Raw genomic sequence first — 14,671 nt, forward strand, 5'->3', positions numbered from 1 at the left:
AACATCTGGGGGAATATATTATGTTACGTTCACTTTATTCTGGAATCAGCGGTATGAAAAACTTTCAAACAAAACTTGATGTTATCGGCAATAATATTGCCAACGTAAATACAGTGGGATTCAAAAAGAGCCGGGTTACCTTTAAAGATATGGTAAGTCAAACGATTGCCGGCGGTTCTGCTGCTGGTGCAACAATCGGCGGAACAAACTCTAAGCAGATCGGTTTGGGTTCATCATCTGGCACAATTGATACCATCCATTCAACAAGCGCGACACAAAGCACAGGAAGAACGCTTGATTTAGCGATTGACGGCGACGGTTATTTTCAAATCGATACAGGTGATGGAACGGCTTACACAAGAGCTGGAAACTTCTATTTAGATAATACCGGAACATTGGTGACTGGTGACGGCTACCATGTGTTAAATATGACAGGAGGAACAATAAAAATTCCTCTAGATGCTCAAAGCTTTAGTATCGGATCTGATGGAAAAGTGTCAATTGTTGATGCTGGCGGTAAACCACAAGATGGCGGTCAGATCGGGATTGTTACTTTTGCAAACAGTGACGGTTTAGATAAAATCGGAAGCAACTTGTATCGTGAATCTTTGAACTCTGGAACTGCTAGTGCAGCTAATCAGCCTGGTGATGGCGGTACAGGTGCCTTGAAGTCAGGATTTATAGAAATGTCTAACGTTGATTTAACAGACGAGTTTACTGAAATGATTGTTGCTCAGCGCGGGTTCCAATCAAACTCTAAGATTATTACAACATCGGATGAAATCCTTCAAGAGCTGGTTAACCTTAAACGTTAAGGAGGGAGGGGAGGCGAGTAATCGCTTCTCCGCTGTTTTATGATTAAAGTAACCCGTTTAAATGGGCAGCCCTTTACGCTGAATGCGTTATTTATTGAACAGATTGAATGCTTTCCGGATACTACAATCACACTGTCGAACGGTAAGAAGTTTGTAGTAAAAGAAGATGAAGAAGCTGTTCTGGAGAAGATTGTGTCTTTCTATCAAAAAATACAAATATTTTCAATGGACCATGGAATAGAGGAACCGGAATGAAGAAAAAATTATTGATCATTTTACTAATTATTCTTATCGTAATTGGTGCTCTCGGGGCGGCGGCTTATTTTGTTTTAGGCGGAAAGTCCGAAAAAAGTGAGGCAAAACGAAGTATTGATGAAATCGTTGCATCTTCTGTTGATGTAGCAGAAATCACAACGAATTTAAAATCCGATAACATTATTCGCTTAGCGATTAAACTTGAAACTGACTCTGATAAATCAAAAGAAGAGCTTGAAAAACGTGATTTTCAAGTGAAAGATGCTGTTATATCACTGCTGGCTGATACGAATGCTGATGAGATTGAGGGAGACAAGGGAAAAGAAACCTTTAAGAAGGAACTAAAAGATAAAGTGAATAGCTACCTCCAAGAAGGAAAAGTAGAAAAAGTGTATATTACCTCTTTTAATCTGCAATAAAGCATAATTTGACAGAATACGGAGGTGAGGAAAATGTCAGGAGAAGTTCTCTCCCAAAATGAAATAGATGCACTGCTTTCTGCAATATCAACGGGTGAAATGGATGCTGAAGAGCTGAAAAAAGAAGAAAAGGAGAAAAAAGTAAAGGTTTATGATTTCAAACGCGCGCTGCGGTTTTCTAAAGACCAAATCCGCAGTTTAACAAGAATTCATGACAATTTTGCAAGACTTCTTACAACTCACTTTTCTGCTCAGCTCAGAACGTATATCCATATATCGGTCAGCTCTGTTGATCAGGTTCCATACGAGGAATTTATCCGATCCATACCGAATATGACGATCCTGAATTTATTCGATGTCCATCCGATGGAAGGCAGAATTATGATGGAGGTTAACCCGACAATTGCCTATACGATGATGGATCGTGTGATGGGGGGCATCGGGATCAGTCATAATAAGGTTGATAGTTTAACAGAAATTGAAACAAAAATTATTTCTAATTTATTTGAAAATGCACTGGGAAATTATAAAGAAGCTTGGCAGTCCATTGCTGATATTGAACCCGAAATGACTGAGTTTGAAGTAAATCCGCAATTTGTTCAGATGGTATCTCCTAATGAAACTGTTGTTGTTATTTCACTCAACACCCAAATCGGCGAAATCAGCGGTGTCATTAATCTTTGTATCCCGCATATTGTCCTCGAGCCGCTCATACCAAAGCTTTCGGTCCATTATTGGATGCAATCAGAAAGAAATGAACCGAAACCTGAGGAAACAAAGTCGCTTGAAAAACGTATCATGACAGCACAAATACCTGTCGTGGCCGAACTCGGCACATCTGAACTGACAATAGAAGAGTTTTTAAGTTTAGAAGTCGGAGACTGCATAACTTTGGACAAATCAGTAACAGATCCTCTTACTGTATTGGTCGGAGATAAGCCGAAATTTTTAGGACAAGCCGGCCGGGTGAATCGAAAACAGGCAGTGCAAATTTTAGACCACGACATAAGAGGTGAACAAGATGGAGAATAACAGATTATCTCAAGATGAGATTGACGCGCTTCTTAACGGCACGAGCAGCACACCTGATGAGCCTGAGGCTCCGGAAGTGCATGACTTATCGGACATGGAGCGTGATGCGATCGGTGAAATCGGAAATATTTCATTCGGCAGTTCAGCGACAGCTTTATCCACGCTTTTAAATCAAAAAGTTGATATTACGACTCCAAACGTAACTGTCATCCCAAGAAGCAAAATCAGTGATGCGTTTCCTGAACCGTATGTTGCAATTGAAGTGAATTATACGGAAGGTTTCAGCGGCAGCAACCTGCTAGTCGTCGAACAAAGTGACGCGGCGATTATTGCGGACCTAATGATCGGGGGAGACGGGAAAGGTGCAGATCCTTCACTTGGAGAGATCCATTTGAGCGCGGTTCAAGAAGCGATGAACCAAATGATGGGGTCGGCAGCAACGTCAATGTCTACTGTATTCAGTAAAAAAATTGATATTTCACCCCCGCGTGTAGAACTGCTTGATGTAAATGAAGAAAAAGGAACAGACCGTATTCCTGCTGATGAAATGCTGGTTAAGGTTTCTTTCCGCTTGAAGGTGGGCGAGTTAATAGACTCTAACATCATGCAGCTATATCCGCTGACATTTGCTAAAGATTTGATCTCGAGCCTTATGAACACGGAGGAAAGTCCAGCTGAAGAAACAACGCCGGAGCCTGAGGTTACATATGAACAGCCGAAAGAGCCTGTGATGCCCGAGCCGCGGAACGAACCGCAGCAGCAAGTGCCGGCTAAAAGGCAGGGGAAACCGAAGAAAGCCGCGCCTGTTCAAGTTTCACCAGTGGAATTTTCATCATTTGATCCAAATGAGAGCACACAAGCTCCTATAAACAATCTGGATATGCTTTTGGATATCCCGCTTTCGATCACTGTTGAACTCGGCAGAACGAAAAGAAGCGTAAAAGAAATTTTAGAACTTTCAGCCGGAAGTATTATTGAGCTGGATAAATTAGCCGGTGAGCCGGTAGATATTTTAGTGAATCAGCGTATCGTCGCCAAAGGCGAAGTCGTGGTCATTGAGGAAAACTTCGGAGTAAGGGTCACTGACATATTAAGCCAGGCAGAACGCATTAATAATTTAAAATAAAGAAACACGAGGAGAGAGAAAAAAATTATGGCACATAGAATTTTAATTGTAGATGACGCAGCATTTATGAGAATGATGATCAAAGATATTTTGGTAAAAAACGGTTTTGACGTAGTAGCAGAAGCCGAAAATGGCGCTCAGGCTGTAGAAAAATTTAAAGAGCATTCTCCTGACTTAGTTACAATGGATATCACAATGCCAGAAATGGACGGTATTACTGCACTAAAAGAAATTAAACAAATTGATGCTCAAGCTAAAATCATTATGTGTTCTGCCATGGGACAGCAATCAATGGTTATCGATGCTATTCAAGCCGGCGCTAAGGATTTTATCGTGAAACCTTTCCAGGCGGACCGTGTACTTGAAGCAATCAACAAAACGTTAAGCTAAAGGGTGTACGACTGTTGAAAAAGAGTCAATGTTTCATTGCTTTTATATGTTTTTTCATTTTATTCAGTGTGCATCCGCTTGCTGCTGATGCGGCGGCATCTGATGATTCAACTGTAAACGAATGGTTTCAAAAGAAAGAGGAAAAGACCGCAGATAAGCCAGAGCAAAAGAAAGAAAAAACGACACAAACTGCTGATGAGACGGAGGGAGCTGCTGCTCCTTCTGTTTCAGCTTTTGATTTTGTGAAGATGATTTTCGCTTTATTGTTTGTCATCGCGCTGATTTACGGGCTTGTTAAGCTTATGAACAAAAGAAACCGGCTGCTAAAGCCTTTTCAATATGTTGAAAATATTGGCGGAACATCGGTTGGCCAAAACCGATCTATCCAATTGATTAAAGTCGGCAACAGTGTTCTCGTCGTTGGGGTGGGAGAGACGATCCAGCTCCTTAAAGAAATTGAGGATGAAAAGGAAATCGAAGTCATACTCAGCCAGCATGAAGAGGCGATGTCAAGCAAAATAGAGTGGCAAAAGCTTGTCAAACCCCTAAAGGGTTCTGAGAATCAGCCGCAGCAAAAGCTGCCTTCATTTTCAAAAGCATTAAAAGAGCAGCTTGAAGAGCTAAAACAAAACCGTTCAGAAGGAAAAAAGAAAGGCCCACGTCATCATGAATGAGTTTATAAATATTTTCAGTTCTAGCGATCCGGGTAACGTCAGTTCAACTGTTAAATTACTATTATTGTTAACTGTATTTTCAGTGGCGCCTGGAATATTGATTCTTATGACTTGTTTTACCCGCATCGTCATCGTTCTGTCGTTTGTCAGAACTTCACTGGCGACGCAATCAATGCCGCCCAACCAGGTCCTTATCGGCCTTGCGCTATTTTTAACATTTTTTATTATGGCTCCTACTTTTTCAGAGATTAATAAAGAAGCGCTGACACCATTGATGGACAATAAAATCAGTTTGGACGAAGCGTATACAAAAGCTGAGGAACCGATTAAAGAATTTATGAGTAAGCACACAAGGCAGAAGGATTTGGCACTGTTTATGAATTACGCGAAAATGGATAAACCCGAATCATTAAAAGATATTCCTCTTACAACGATGGTTCCCGCTTTTGCCATTTCGGAGCTCAAAACAGCGTTTCAAATAGGCTTTATGATTTTTATCCCCTTTTTAATTATTGATATGGTAGTGGCGAGCGTTCTGATGTCAATGGGGATGATGATGCTCCCTCCAGTTATGATTTCTCTGCCCTTTAAAATTTTACTTTTTGTTTTAGTAGACGGCTGGTATTTAATTGTGAAATCTTTGCTTCAGAGCTTTTAGGGTAGGTGCTAAACGTGAATTCAGAATTTGTAATTTCTATGGCGGAAAAAGCCGTATATGTAACGCTGATGATCAGCGCGCCTCTGCTTGCGATCGCTTTATTGGTCGGATTAATCGTCAGCATCTTTCAGGCGACAACTCAAATCCAGGAACAGACTTTGGCGTTTATTCCCAAAATCGTGGCAGTCCTCTTGGCACTGATTTTTTTCGGGCCATGGATGCTGTCGACCATCCTTTCGTTCACAACAGAGCTGTTTTCTAATTTAAATCGTTTTGCAGGGTAATACAGTGATGAATTCGATTATTGATTTATTTCCTGCTTTTTTATTGGTTTTTATTAGAATCTCTGCTTTTTTTGTAACGGTTCCGCTATACGGCCACAGAAACGTTCCGGCTGTTCATCGTATCGGATTTGCTTTTTTTCTTGCAGTCATTTGCTTCAGCACGATTGATAAACCTCCGTCTTTGGAGGTTGACGAGCAATATATGCTGCTGGCATTTAAAGAAGCTCTGGTGGGTCTGTGTCTTGGTTTGATTGCTTATATGATGATTGCTGCTGTTCAGATAGCCGGTTCGTTTATTGATTTTCAGATGGGTTTTTCAATTGCGAACGTTATCGATCCGCAAACGGGCGCACAGAGTCCATTGATCGGCCAGTTTATCTATACGATGGCTCTTTTGTTTATGCTGAGTGTCAATGCGCATCATTTGCTGCTGGACGGTATTTACTACAGCTTTCAGTATATTTCGGTTGATCAGGCATTTCCGAATTTTGGCGATGAAAAGTTTGCCTATCTTATCGCCAAAAGCTTTAATGCAATGTTTATTATCGCATTTCAAATGTCGGCGCCGGTTGTGGCCAGTTTGTTTCTTGTGGATCTTGCATTAGGCATCGTGGCCCGGACAGTTCCCCAATTAAATGTATTTGTCGTCGGTCTGCCTTTAAAGATTGCCGTCAGTTTTATCATGCTCATCGTATGTATGTCCGTTATCTTCGTCGTTGTTCGGAATGTTTTCGGCTTAACGATTGAAACGATGCGGAATCTTTTAGCATTGGTCGGTGTTTCTTAATGAAGCTAAGAATTGACCTCCAATTTTTTGCGGGAGAAAAAACAGAGAAAGCCACTCCGAAAAAACGGAAGGATACTAGAAAAAAAGGGCAGGTTGCAAAAAGCTCTGATGTGAATACCGCCGTTTCATTATTAGTCATCTTCCTTTCGTTTATTGCGATCGGCCCGTATATGAGAGACAGGCTGCTGTCATTTATAGAGACATTTTACACGGAGTCACTCACAATGAAGCTCTCAGAATCAAATGTGCACATCCTGTTTATCAGCTTATTAAAGGATACTGGCATCGTACTTGCTCCGATTCTGCTTGTTGCCCTTGTTGCAGGAGTTGTAAGCAACTATATGCAGGTGGGATTTTTATTTTCTACGGAAGTGATCCAGCCTAAGCTTGAAAAATTGGATCCGATAAAAGGCTTTAAACGGATATACAGCATGAGGGCGATTGTAGAGCTGCTTAAATCGATTTTGAAAATTGCTGTTGTAGGGTTTGCGGCGTTTGTTGTGCTTTGGATGCACTATGGAGAAATTCTCCGCCTTCCGCTTCTGACACCTGAAGAGGCACTTTCCTTTGTTTCAAAACTCACCCTGTGGATGGGGCTGAGCGGAGCAGGGGCTTTGTTGATTCTTGCCGGACTCGATTATTTGTATCAGAGATTTGACTATGAGAAAAATATCAAAATGTCAAAGCAGGATATAAAAGATGAGTACAAAAAATCTGAGGGAGATCCGATTATTAAGTCTAAAATTAAGCAACGACAGCGGGAAATGGCGATGAGGCGGATGATGCAGGAAGTGCCGAAAGCTGATGTCATCATCACAAACCCGACTCACTATGCGATCGCACTTAAATATGACGAAGAAAAAATGGACGCGCCATACATTGTTGCAAAAGGTGTTGACCACCTTGCATTAAAAATAAGGAAGATAGCTAAAGAGCATGATGTCATGATGGTAGAAAACAGGCCGCTTGCCCGTGCGTTATATGATCAGGTTGAAATTGACCAGGCAGTGCCGGAAGAGTTTTTTAAAGTCTTGGCAGAAATCTTGGCTTACGTATTTAAAACGAAACAAAAAGTAAATTGAATTTTACGATTCAAAAGGAGAGAAAAAACAGCATGTCAACAAGAGATTTATCCGTTTTAATAAGTGTTGTCCTCATTGTGGCAATGCTGGTGATACCATTTCCTCCATGGCTGTTAAGTATTTTGATCATTATTAATATTTCTCTTGCGTTGATCGTGCTTCTCACCACAATGAATATGCAAGAACCGCTGCAGTTTTCGATTTTTCCGTCACTGCTGCTGCTTTTGACCTTATTTCGTCTGGGCTTGAATGTGTCAACGACGCGTTCGATCCTTTCGCACGGCGAAGGAGGGAAGGTTGTTGAGACCTTCGGTAACTTCGTTGTCGGCGGAAATGTTTTAGTCGGACTTGTTGTATTTATTATCTTAATTATTATTCAGTTTATCGTCATCACAAAGGGCGCGGAACGTGTTTCCGAGGTTGCGGCAAGATTTACGCTTGATGCAATGCCAGGGAAGCAGATGAGTATTGATGCTGATTTAAACGCAGGCATGATTAACGAACAGGAAGCGAAACACCGCCGTGAAAAAGTAGCTCGAGAAGCAGACTTTTACGGTGCGATGGACGGTGCCAGCAAATTTGTGAAAGGTGATGCAATTGCTGGAATTATTATTGTGATGATCAATATCATTTTCGGAATCATTATCGGTATGCTGCAGCAAGGCATGGCGATACAAGAGGCAGCCTCTCATTTTACGATGCTAACTGTAGGAGATGGAATTGTATCGCAAATTCCGGCGCTGTTAATTTCTACAGCTACAGGTATTGTCGTGACAAGAGCAGCCTCCGAAGGAAACTTAGGTCATGACATCACAGGCCAGCTGTTCGCTTATCCAAAGCTCTTATATGTTACAGCAGCAACTATTCTGCTTCTTGGCTTGTTTACTCCAATTGGTATTCTCCTAACAGGGCCGCTTGCAGGGCTGCTTGCTTTTGGCGGTTATACGCTATCTAAAACAGGTAAGGAAAAAGAAGAAGTGGAAGAGATTCTTGAGGAAGAGGCTGAAGTTGACGAGCTCAAAAGCCCCGAAAGTGTTGTGCAGCTTCTGCATATAGATCCGATAGAATTCGAGTTTGGCTATGGTCTGATTCCGCTGGCGGATGCTAATCAGGGCGGGGATTTATTAGACCGAATTGTGATGATTCGCCGTCAGCTGGCGCTGGAACTTGGGCTTGTCATTCCTGTCGTGCGTATCAGAGACAATATCGCTTTGCAGCCTAATGAATACCGATTGAAAATTAAAGGAAATGAAGTAGCAAAAGGCGAGCTATTACTAGATCATTATCTAGCAATGTCGCCTACGCCTGAAGACGACCTGATTGAAGGGATCGAAACAGTAGAACCGTCGTTTGGGCTTCCAGCCAAATGGATTGGCGAATCGGTGAAGGATGAAGCTGACATGCTGGGCTATACAGTTGTAGATCCGGCTTCAGTTGTCTCAACACATATTACAGAGAAAATTAAGCAGCATGCTCATGAATTAATCGGCAGACAGGAGACGAAACAGCTTATTGATCATTTGAAAGAAACGTATCCGGTCCTGGTGGAAGAGGTTACGCCAAATCCATTATCTGTCGGAGATATTCAGAAAGTGCTGGCTAAACTGTTAAAAGAAAAAGTTTCAATCCGCAATTTGGTAACCATTTTTGAAACGCTTGCCGATTATGGAAAACTGACAACGGACTCTGATCTTTTGACAGAGTACACAAGACAGGCACTTGCTAAGCAAATTACTGCCCAGTTTGCCAAAGAAAATGAAGTGTTAAAAGTGATCACTTGTTCCGGCCGTGTAGAAAAGGCAATTGCTGACGGTGTACAGCAAACAGAACATGGGAACTATTTGTCGCTTGAACCAGATGTGTCGGAAAGCATTGTGCGCTCTGTTGCAAAAGAAGCCGAACAGCTCTCAATACGACAAGAGACTGCGATTCTTCTTTGCTCGCCTCCTGTAAGGATGTATGTGAAACAGCTTCTGGAACGATATTTTCCGGATCTTCCTGTTCTTTCTTATAACGAGCTTGAGGCTAATGTCGAAGTTCAAAGCATTGGAGTGGTGGATATTTAATGAAAATCAAAAAATTTACTGCTGCTTCAATGCAAGAAGCGGCACAGCTTATCAGAAAAGAACTAGGCAATGAAGCGGTTATACTGAATTCCAAAAAAATCAATAAGCGTAAATGGTTCGGGCTTTTAAAAAAACCGGCTGTTGAAGTGATTGCCGTATTGGATCAAGATTTTCTTGAGAAAAAAACAGCTGAAAAGGCAGCAGAGCCGAAACAAACGTCAAAACCTCCTGTCAGCAGTCCGAAAATAGAGGAGAGGATAATCCCTCAAATTCCGGCTCAATCTGAGCCAGGTGATTTTTCAGCATATCAATCCGTACTTCCTGAACCGCTCAGAAAAGCCGAACAGCTTTTGGGAGAAACCGGCGTTAATGAATCAATTAAGACCAGTACTATGAAAAAAATACTGCGATTCTCTGTTGAATTGGGCGGACTGACAGAAGAAAACGTGGCCGGTAAACTTCAGGATATACTGTGCGCGGCACTACCTCCAGCAGACAAGTGGCAGGAGCCTATTCGTTCGAAGTATATCGTGCTGTTTGGTTCGACGGGCGCGGGTAAAACAACAACGCTTGCAAAACTAGCAGCGTCTTCTCTGCTTGAAAAACAGAAAAAAATTGCTTTTATTACAACAGATACTTACCGGATTGCAGCAGTTGAACAGTTGAAAACATATGCCGAGCTGCTGCAGGCTCCTCTGGAAGTCTGTTATACAAAAGAGGAATTTCAGCGGGCGAAAGAATTATTTGCTGAATATGATCATGTATTTATCGATACAGCAGGAAGAAACTTCAGAGAACAGCAATATATCGATGAACTGAAAGAGACGATTCCTTTTGAAAGCAGCATTCAGTCATTTCTCGTTTTGTCAGCAACTGCAAAATATGAAGATATGAAACAAATTGTCAGACGTTTTTCATCTGTTCCTGTCAATCAGTTTATTTTTACGAAAATAGATGAGACTGCTTCCTTAGGCTCTGTATTCAGTATACTGGCAGAATCAAAGATAGGCGCCGGGTTTATCACAAACGGCCAGAATGTGCCGGAGGATATACAGACAGTCTCTCCGCGGGAGTTTGTAGGGATGCTGTGCAGATGAACAGATTTGACCAAGCAGCAACTTTACGGGCGAAAATGAAGAAGCGTGAGCGCGATCTGCCGATTGTTTTTGCACAGAAAGCTAAAACACTTGCAGTCATCAGCGGCAAGGGCGGTGTCGGAAAATCCAACATCACTTTAAATATGGCTCTTGCGCTGCAGGATAAAGGCAAGAAGGTACTGCTTATTGATCTTGATATCGGAATGGGGAACATTGATATATTAATGGGAAACTCGTCTTCCGCGACTATTATTGACGTTCTAACTGAGCGCAAGCCTTTTATGCAATCCATATCTACTGGGCCAAAGGGTCTTCGGTATATATCTGGCGGAACTGGGCTGGATGTGATGTTTCAGCTGGACCAGAAAAAATGGACCTTTTTTGCTAATGAGCTTTCTCATGCGTTAAGTCAGTTCGATTATGTACTGTTTGACATGGGGGCGGGCCTATCAAAAGACCAGCTGCCTTTTATTTTATCAGCAGAAGACATTTTGATCATAACAACCCCGGAGCCTACAGCCATTATGGATGCATACAGCGCTGTCAAACATTTAGCTTTGACAGGAAATCAGCTTTCAATGAAAGTAGCTGTCAATCGGTGCCGTGATCAAAAGGAAGGGCTTGACGCTTTTACCCGCCTTTCCCGGACCATTCACATGTTTTTAGGCGAAGCGGTTCAGTTTGCCGGTTCAGTCCCTGACGACGGGATCGTGAGCAAAGCAGTTGTCGAACAGGTTCCTTTTTTATTAAAAAGTCCTCAGGCAAAAGCCAGCCGGTCAGTCCGTCTCCTAGCGGACGCCTTGTTTGAAAGAGAAGAAACTAGACACAAAGAAGAAAAACAGACATTTATTGAGAAATTATCTTCTTTTTTAATGAGGAGGGCTTAATTTGATTCGTGTGCTTGTAGTTGATGATTCGGCTTTTATGAGAAAAATGATAAGTGATTTTCTAACCGAGGAAAAGCAGATAGAAGTAATCGGAACTGCGAGAAACGGAGAAGAGGCACTTAAAAAGATAGAATTGCTGAAACCGGATGTTATCACACTTGATATCGAAATGCCGGTGATGAATGGAACAGACACACTGCGGAAAATTATTGAGCTTTATCAGCTGCCGGTCATTATGGTTTCAAGCCAGACCCAGCAAGGAAAAGAGTGTACGATTAACTGTTTAGAGATAGGCGCCTTTGATTTTATCACAAAGCCATCTGGTTCTATATCTTTAGATTTATACAAAATTAAAGAACAATTAGTTGAGCGGGTCATCGCAGCCGGACTTTCCGGCCAGCAAAAAGCTGCGGCTCCGGCGGTCATTCGGCCTGAGCCTAAACGTATCGCTAAGCCTGTATTGAGTCAGTCAAAATCTGGCCCAGGCAGACATATTGTTTGTATCGGCACGTCAACGGGCGGACCAAGGGCGCTTCAAAAGGTGATACCAAAGCTTCCTAAGGATTTAAACGCGCCTGTAGTCGTTGTACAGCACATGCCTGAAGGCTTTACTGCTTCTCTGGCTGATCGGCTGAATCATCTGTCTGACATTCGTGTAAAGGAAGCAAAAGATGGCGAAGCAGCTCTTAACGGCTGTGTGTACATAGCTCCGGGGGGAAAAAACATATCCGTTATCAAAAACAGCGGCGGCCTTAAAATCGTTCTTGATAATCACGATACGCCAAGCCGTCATAAACCATCAGCAGACTACTTGTTCCGTTCTGTCGGCAAACTTGCAGACTATGAAAAAGTAGCGGTCATTATGACCGGAATGGGCAGTGACGGTACTGCCGGTCTTAAGGACATGCTTGCGTCCGGCAATGTGAAAACCATTGCAGAGTCTGAAGAATCTTGTGTTGTATTTGGGATGCCGAAAGCAGCCGTTAAGGCGGGCCTTATTCATGAAATTAAACATGTGGAAGATATCGCAGCATCCATCACAAGCTGTGTGAAAAAAGAGAGGGTGTGATTCAAATGGATATGAATCAATATTTAGATGTCTTTATTGATGAAAGTAAAGAACATTTACAAACATGTAATGAAAAGCTTCTCCTTTTAGAGAAAGACCCGACAGATCTTCAGCTCGTCCACGATATATTCAGGGCTGCTCATACACTAAAAGGTATGAGCGCAACGATGGGGTATACGGATTTAGCCCATTTAACCCATCTGCTTGAAAACGTATTGGATGCTTTTCGAAACGGAGATATGGCAGTTACATCAGACTGGATGGATATCTTGTTTGAAGCGCTGGATCATCTGGAAGCAATGGTTCAGTCTATTATTGACGGCGGGGATGGTAAAAGAGATATCTCTGAAGTGAGCGCAAAGCTTGACGTGAACGGTGCGCATGCTGAGACTGCTGCTTCAGCGGAACCTGCTGAAGCGAAGGGTTCAGCATCTGATTGGGGATATGATGAGTTTGAACGAACAGTGATAGAAGAAGCGGAGGAGCAAGGTTTCAAACGGTATGAAATCACAATTTCTCTGAAAGAAGACTGTATGTTAAAAGCGGTTCGTGTATATATGGTTTTTGAGAAGCTCAATGAGATCGGAGAAGTAGCCAAAACAATACCGAGTGCGGAAGTGCTTGAGACGGAAGATTTCGGCACTGACTTCCAGGTTTGCTTCTTAACGAATCAAACGGCTGAAGACGTTGAACAGATCATCAACGGAGTTTCAGAGGTCGAGCATGTTGAAATTATTCAGGGCTCACCTTTACAACCAGCTGAAAAACCGGAAGAGCCTCAGGCGGATACACCAGCTGCTGCACCTGTTAAGCAGGACAAACCAATGCAGCCTGCTAAAAACGATGAACAGTCGAAGCATACATCAGGCGGGTCTAAAACAATTCGTGTCAATATCGACAGGCTTGATTCTTTAATGAACTTATTTGAAGAGCTTGTCATTGACCGCGGGCGTCTTGAGCAGATTGCAAAAGAGCTTGAGCACAATGAATTGACTGAAACAGTCGAGCGAATGACGAGAATTTCCGGCGATTTGCAGTCTATTATTCTCAATATGAGAATGGTTCCGGTTGAAACTGTTTTTAACCGTTTCCCAAGAATGATTCGCCAGCTTCAAAAAGAGCTGAATAAAAAAATCGAACTCTCCATCATCGGCGCGGAAACAGAACTCGATCGAACAGTAATTGATGAAATTGGAGATCCGCTCGTTCACTTAATCAGAAACAGTATTGACCATGGAATTGAGTCTCCGGAAACGCGTTTGCAAAAAGGAAAACCTGAGTCTGGAAAAGTTGTGCTGAAAGCTTATCACAGCGGAAATCATGTCTTTATTGAAGTAGAGGATGACGGGGCAGGCCTTAATCGCAAAAAAATCCTTGAAAAAGCGCTTGAGCGCGGTGTCATTACAGAAAGAGAAGCTGAAACCTTAGAAGACAATGAAATTTATGAATTGATATTTGCTCCGGGGTTCTCTACTGCTGATCAAATTTCGGATATTTCCGGGCGGGGTGTCGGGCTTGATGTTGTGAAAAATAAACTCGAGTCACTCGGCGGTTCAGTCAGTGTGAAATCTGCAGAAGGACAAGGATCACTATTCAGCATTCAACTTCCGCTTACACTGTCCATTATTTCAGTTCTGCTGATCAAATTGGAAGAAGAGACATTTGCGATTCCGATTTCTTCTATAATTGAAACGGCAGTTATAGACAGAAAAGATATTCTGCAAACGCATGACCGTGAAGTAATCGATTTTAGAGGGCATATTGTCCCTGTCGTTTATTTAAAAGAAGAGTTTAAAATAGAAGATACAAGACAAGATGCGGAACAGCTCCATATCATTGTCGTGAAAAAAGGCGACAAACCTACTGCATTTGTGGTGGACTCCTTTATTGGCCAGCAGGAAGTTGTGCTGAAATCACTCGGAGATTATTTAACAAACGTCTTTGCAATTTCCGGAGCTACTATTTTAGGAGACGGAGAAGTAGCGCTCATTATCGATTGTAATGCACTGATTATTTAACCATACGAGGAG

Annotated in this window: 16 protein-coding genes; all 16 read left to right on the forward strand. The window is 42.3% G+C overall.

The annotated features are described in order from the left end of the window. The first annotated feature begins 20 nt into the window (after positions 1-20). From flgG to cheA, 16 genes are read left to right on the forward strand one after another with little or no spacing between them, the layout of a single operon-like run. On the forward strand, positions 21-815 hold the full coding sequence (gene flgG, locus CJU60_RS11355; protein ID WP_024121402.1) for a flagellar basal body rod protein FlgG: 795 nt from the start codon (positions 21-23) through the stop codon (positions 813-815). 39 nt (positions 816-854) lie between these two features. Continuing rightward, positions 855-1,070: a swarming motility protein SwrD gene (gene swrD, locus CJU60_RS11360; RefSeq protein ID WP_010334253.1), complete on the forward strand. Its 216-nt coding sequence runs from the start codon at positions 855-857 to the stop codon at positions 1,068-1,070. Further along, positions 1,067-1,489 carry a flagellar basal body-associated protein FliL gene (gene fliL / locus CJU60_RS11365; protein ID WP_024121403.1) on the forward strand — a complete coding sequence of 141 codons (423 nt, stop codon included), beginning with the start codon at positions 1,067-1,069 and terminating at the stop codon, positions 1,487-1,489. The genes swrD and fliL overlap by 4 nt, the downstream gene beginning before the upstream one ends. 33 nt (positions 1,490-1,522) lie before the next feature. After that, positions 1,523-2,521, forward strand: coding sequence for a flagellar motor switch protein FliM (gene fliM / locus CJU60_RS11370; protein WP_010334255.1), 999 nt, complete (start codon positions 1,523-1,525; stop codon positions 2,519-2,521). Next, positions 2,511-3,647: a flagellar motor switch phosphatase FliY gene (gene fliY / locus CJU60_RS11375; RefSeq protein WP_024121404.1), complete on the forward strand. Its 1,137-nt coding sequence runs from the start codon at positions 2,511-2,513 to the stop codon at positions 3,645-3,647. Before fliM ends, fliY begins: the two co-directional genes overlap by 11 nt. A 27-nt stretch (positions 3,648-3,674) precedes the next feature. Next, positions 3,675-4,037 (forward strand): chemotaxis protein CheY, encoded by a 363-nt coding sequence (gene cheY / locus CJU60_RS11380; RefSeq protein WP_010334256.1) that lies wholly within the window; start codon positions 3,675-3,677, stop codon positions 4,035-4,037. A 14-nt stretch (positions 4,038-4,051) separates the two neighbouring features. Next, the gene (gene fliZ / locus CJU60_RS11385; RefSeq protein ID WP_044155883.1) at positions 4,052-4,711 is read left to right on the forward strand and encodes a flagella biosynthesis regulatory protein FliZ; all 660 of its coding nucleotides are present in this window, start codon (positions 4,052-4,054) and stop codon (positions 4,709-4,711) included. After that, a complete protein-coding gene (gene fliP, locus CJU60_RS11390) occupies positions 4,704-5,369 on the forward strand; it encodes a flagellar type III secretion system pore protein FliP (RefSeq protein ID WP_024121406.1) in 666 nt (221 codons plus the stop codon). Before fliZ ends, fliP begins: the two co-directional genes overlap by 8 nt. A gap of 14 nt (positions 5,370-5,383) precedes the next feature. After that, positions 5,384-5,653, forward strand: a complete 270-nt coding sequence (gene fliQ / locus CJU60_RS11395; protein WP_010334259.1) for a flagellar biosynthesis protein FliQ — start codon at positions 5,384-5,386, stop codon at positions 5,651-5,653. Between the two features lie 7 nt (positions 5,654-5,660). Further along, positions 5,661-6,440: a flagellar biosynthetic protein FliR gene (gene fliR, locus CJU60_RS11400; protein WP_024121407.1), complete on the forward strand. Its 780-nt coding sequence runs from the start codon at positions 5,661-5,663 to the stop codon at positions 6,438-6,440. After that, complete coding sequence (flhB, locus tag CJU60_RS11405; protein ID WP_024121408.1) at positions 6,440-7,522, forward strand: flagellar biosynthesis protein FlhB; 1,083 nt, start codon at positions 6,440-6,442, stop codon at positions 7,520-7,522. The genes fliR and flhB overlap by 1 nt, the downstream gene beginning before the upstream one ends. A 32-nt stretch (positions 7,523-7,554) precedes the next feature. Next, positions 7,555-9,588, forward strand: a complete 2,034-nt coding sequence (gene flhA, locus CJU60_RS11410; protein WP_024121409.1) for a flagellar biosynthesis protein FlhA — start codon at positions 7,555-7,557, stop codon at positions 9,586-9,588. Then, positions 9,588-10,685 (forward strand): flagellar biosynthesis protein FlhF, encoded by a 1,098-nt coding sequence (locus CJU60_RS11415; protein ID WP_095713839.1) that lies wholly within the window; start codon positions 9,588-9,590, stop codon positions 10,683-10,685. Before flhA ends, CJU60_RS11415 begins: the two co-directional genes overlap by 1 nt. Then, the gene (locus CJU60_RS11420; RefSeq protein ID WP_081638301.1) at positions 10,676-11,572 is read left to right on the forward strand and encodes a MinD/ParA family protein; all 897 of its coding nucleotides are present in this window, start codon (positions 10,676-10,678) and stop codon (positions 11,570-11,572) included. The genes CJU60_RS11415 and CJU60_RS11420 overlap by 10 nt, the downstream gene beginning before the upstream one ends. Before the next feature lies 1 nt (position 11,573). After that, complete coding sequence (cheB, locus tag CJU60_RS11425; protein WP_095713840.1) at positions 11,574-12,641, forward strand: protein-glutamate O-methylesterase CheB; 1,068 nt, start codon at positions 11,574-11,576, stop codon at positions 12,639-12,641. 5 nt (positions 12,642-12,646) lie between these two features. Then, positions 12,647-14,659: a chemotaxis protein CheA gene (gene cheA / locus CJU60_RS11430; protein ID WP_095713841.1), complete on the forward strand. Its 2,013-nt coding sequence runs from the start codon at positions 12,647-12,649 to the stop codon at positions 14,657-14,659. Positions 14,660-14,671: the final 12 nt, after the last annotated feature.

It is taken from the genome of Bacillus sp. 7705b, from assembly GCF_002289525.1.
Lineage (GTDB): Bacteria > Bacillota > Bacilli > Bacillales > Bacillaceae > Bacillus > Bacillus halotolerans.

Excerpts from the sequence above, each read along its gene's own strand:
- flgG (WP_024121402.1), top strand. The coding sequence starts at position 21 with ATGTTACGTTCACTTTATTCTGGAATCAGCGGTATGAAAAACTTTCAA.
- swrD (WP_010334253.1), top strand. The coding sequence starts at position 855 with ATGATTAAAGTAACCCGTTTAAATGGGCAGCCCTTTACGCTGAATGCG.
- fliL (WP_024121403.1), top strand. The coding sequence starts at position 1,067 with ATGAAGAAAAAATTATTGATCATTTTACTAATTATTCTTATCGTAATT.
- fliM (WP_010334255.1), top strand. The coding sequence starts at position 1,523 with ATGTCAGGAGAAGTTCTCTCCCAAAATGAAATAGATGCACTGCTTTCT.
- fliY (WP_024121404.1), top strand. The coding sequence starts at position 2,511 with ATGGAGAATAACAGATTATCTCAAGATGAGATTGACGCGCTTCTTAAC.
- cheY (WP_010334256.1), top strand. The coding sequence starts at position 3,675 with ATGGCACATAGAATTTTAATTGTAGATGACGCAGCATTTATGAGAATG.
- fliP (WP_024121406.1), top strand. The coding sequence starts at position 4,704 with ATGAATGAGTTTATAAATATTTTCAGTTCTAGCGATCCGGGTAACGTC.
- fliR (WP_024121407.1), top strand. The coding sequence starts at position 5,661 with ATGAATTCGATTATTGATTTATTTCCTGCTTTTTTATTGGTTTTTATT.
- flhB (WP_024121408.1), top strand. The coding sequence starts at position 6,440 with ATGAAGCTAAGAATTGACCTCCAATTTTTTGCGGGAGAAAAAACAGAG.
- flhA (WP_024121409.1), top strand. The coding sequence starts at position 7,555 with ATGTCAACAAGAGATTTATCCGTTTTAATAAGTGTTGTCCTCATTGTG.
- CJU60_RS11415 (WP_095713839.1), top strand. The coding sequence starts at position 9,588 with ATGAAAATCAAAAAATTTACTGCTGCTTCAATGCAAGAAGCGGCACAG.
- cheA (WP_095713841.1), top strand. The coding sequence starts at position 12,647 with ATGGATATGAATCAATATTTAGATGTCTTTATTGATGAAAGTAAAGAA.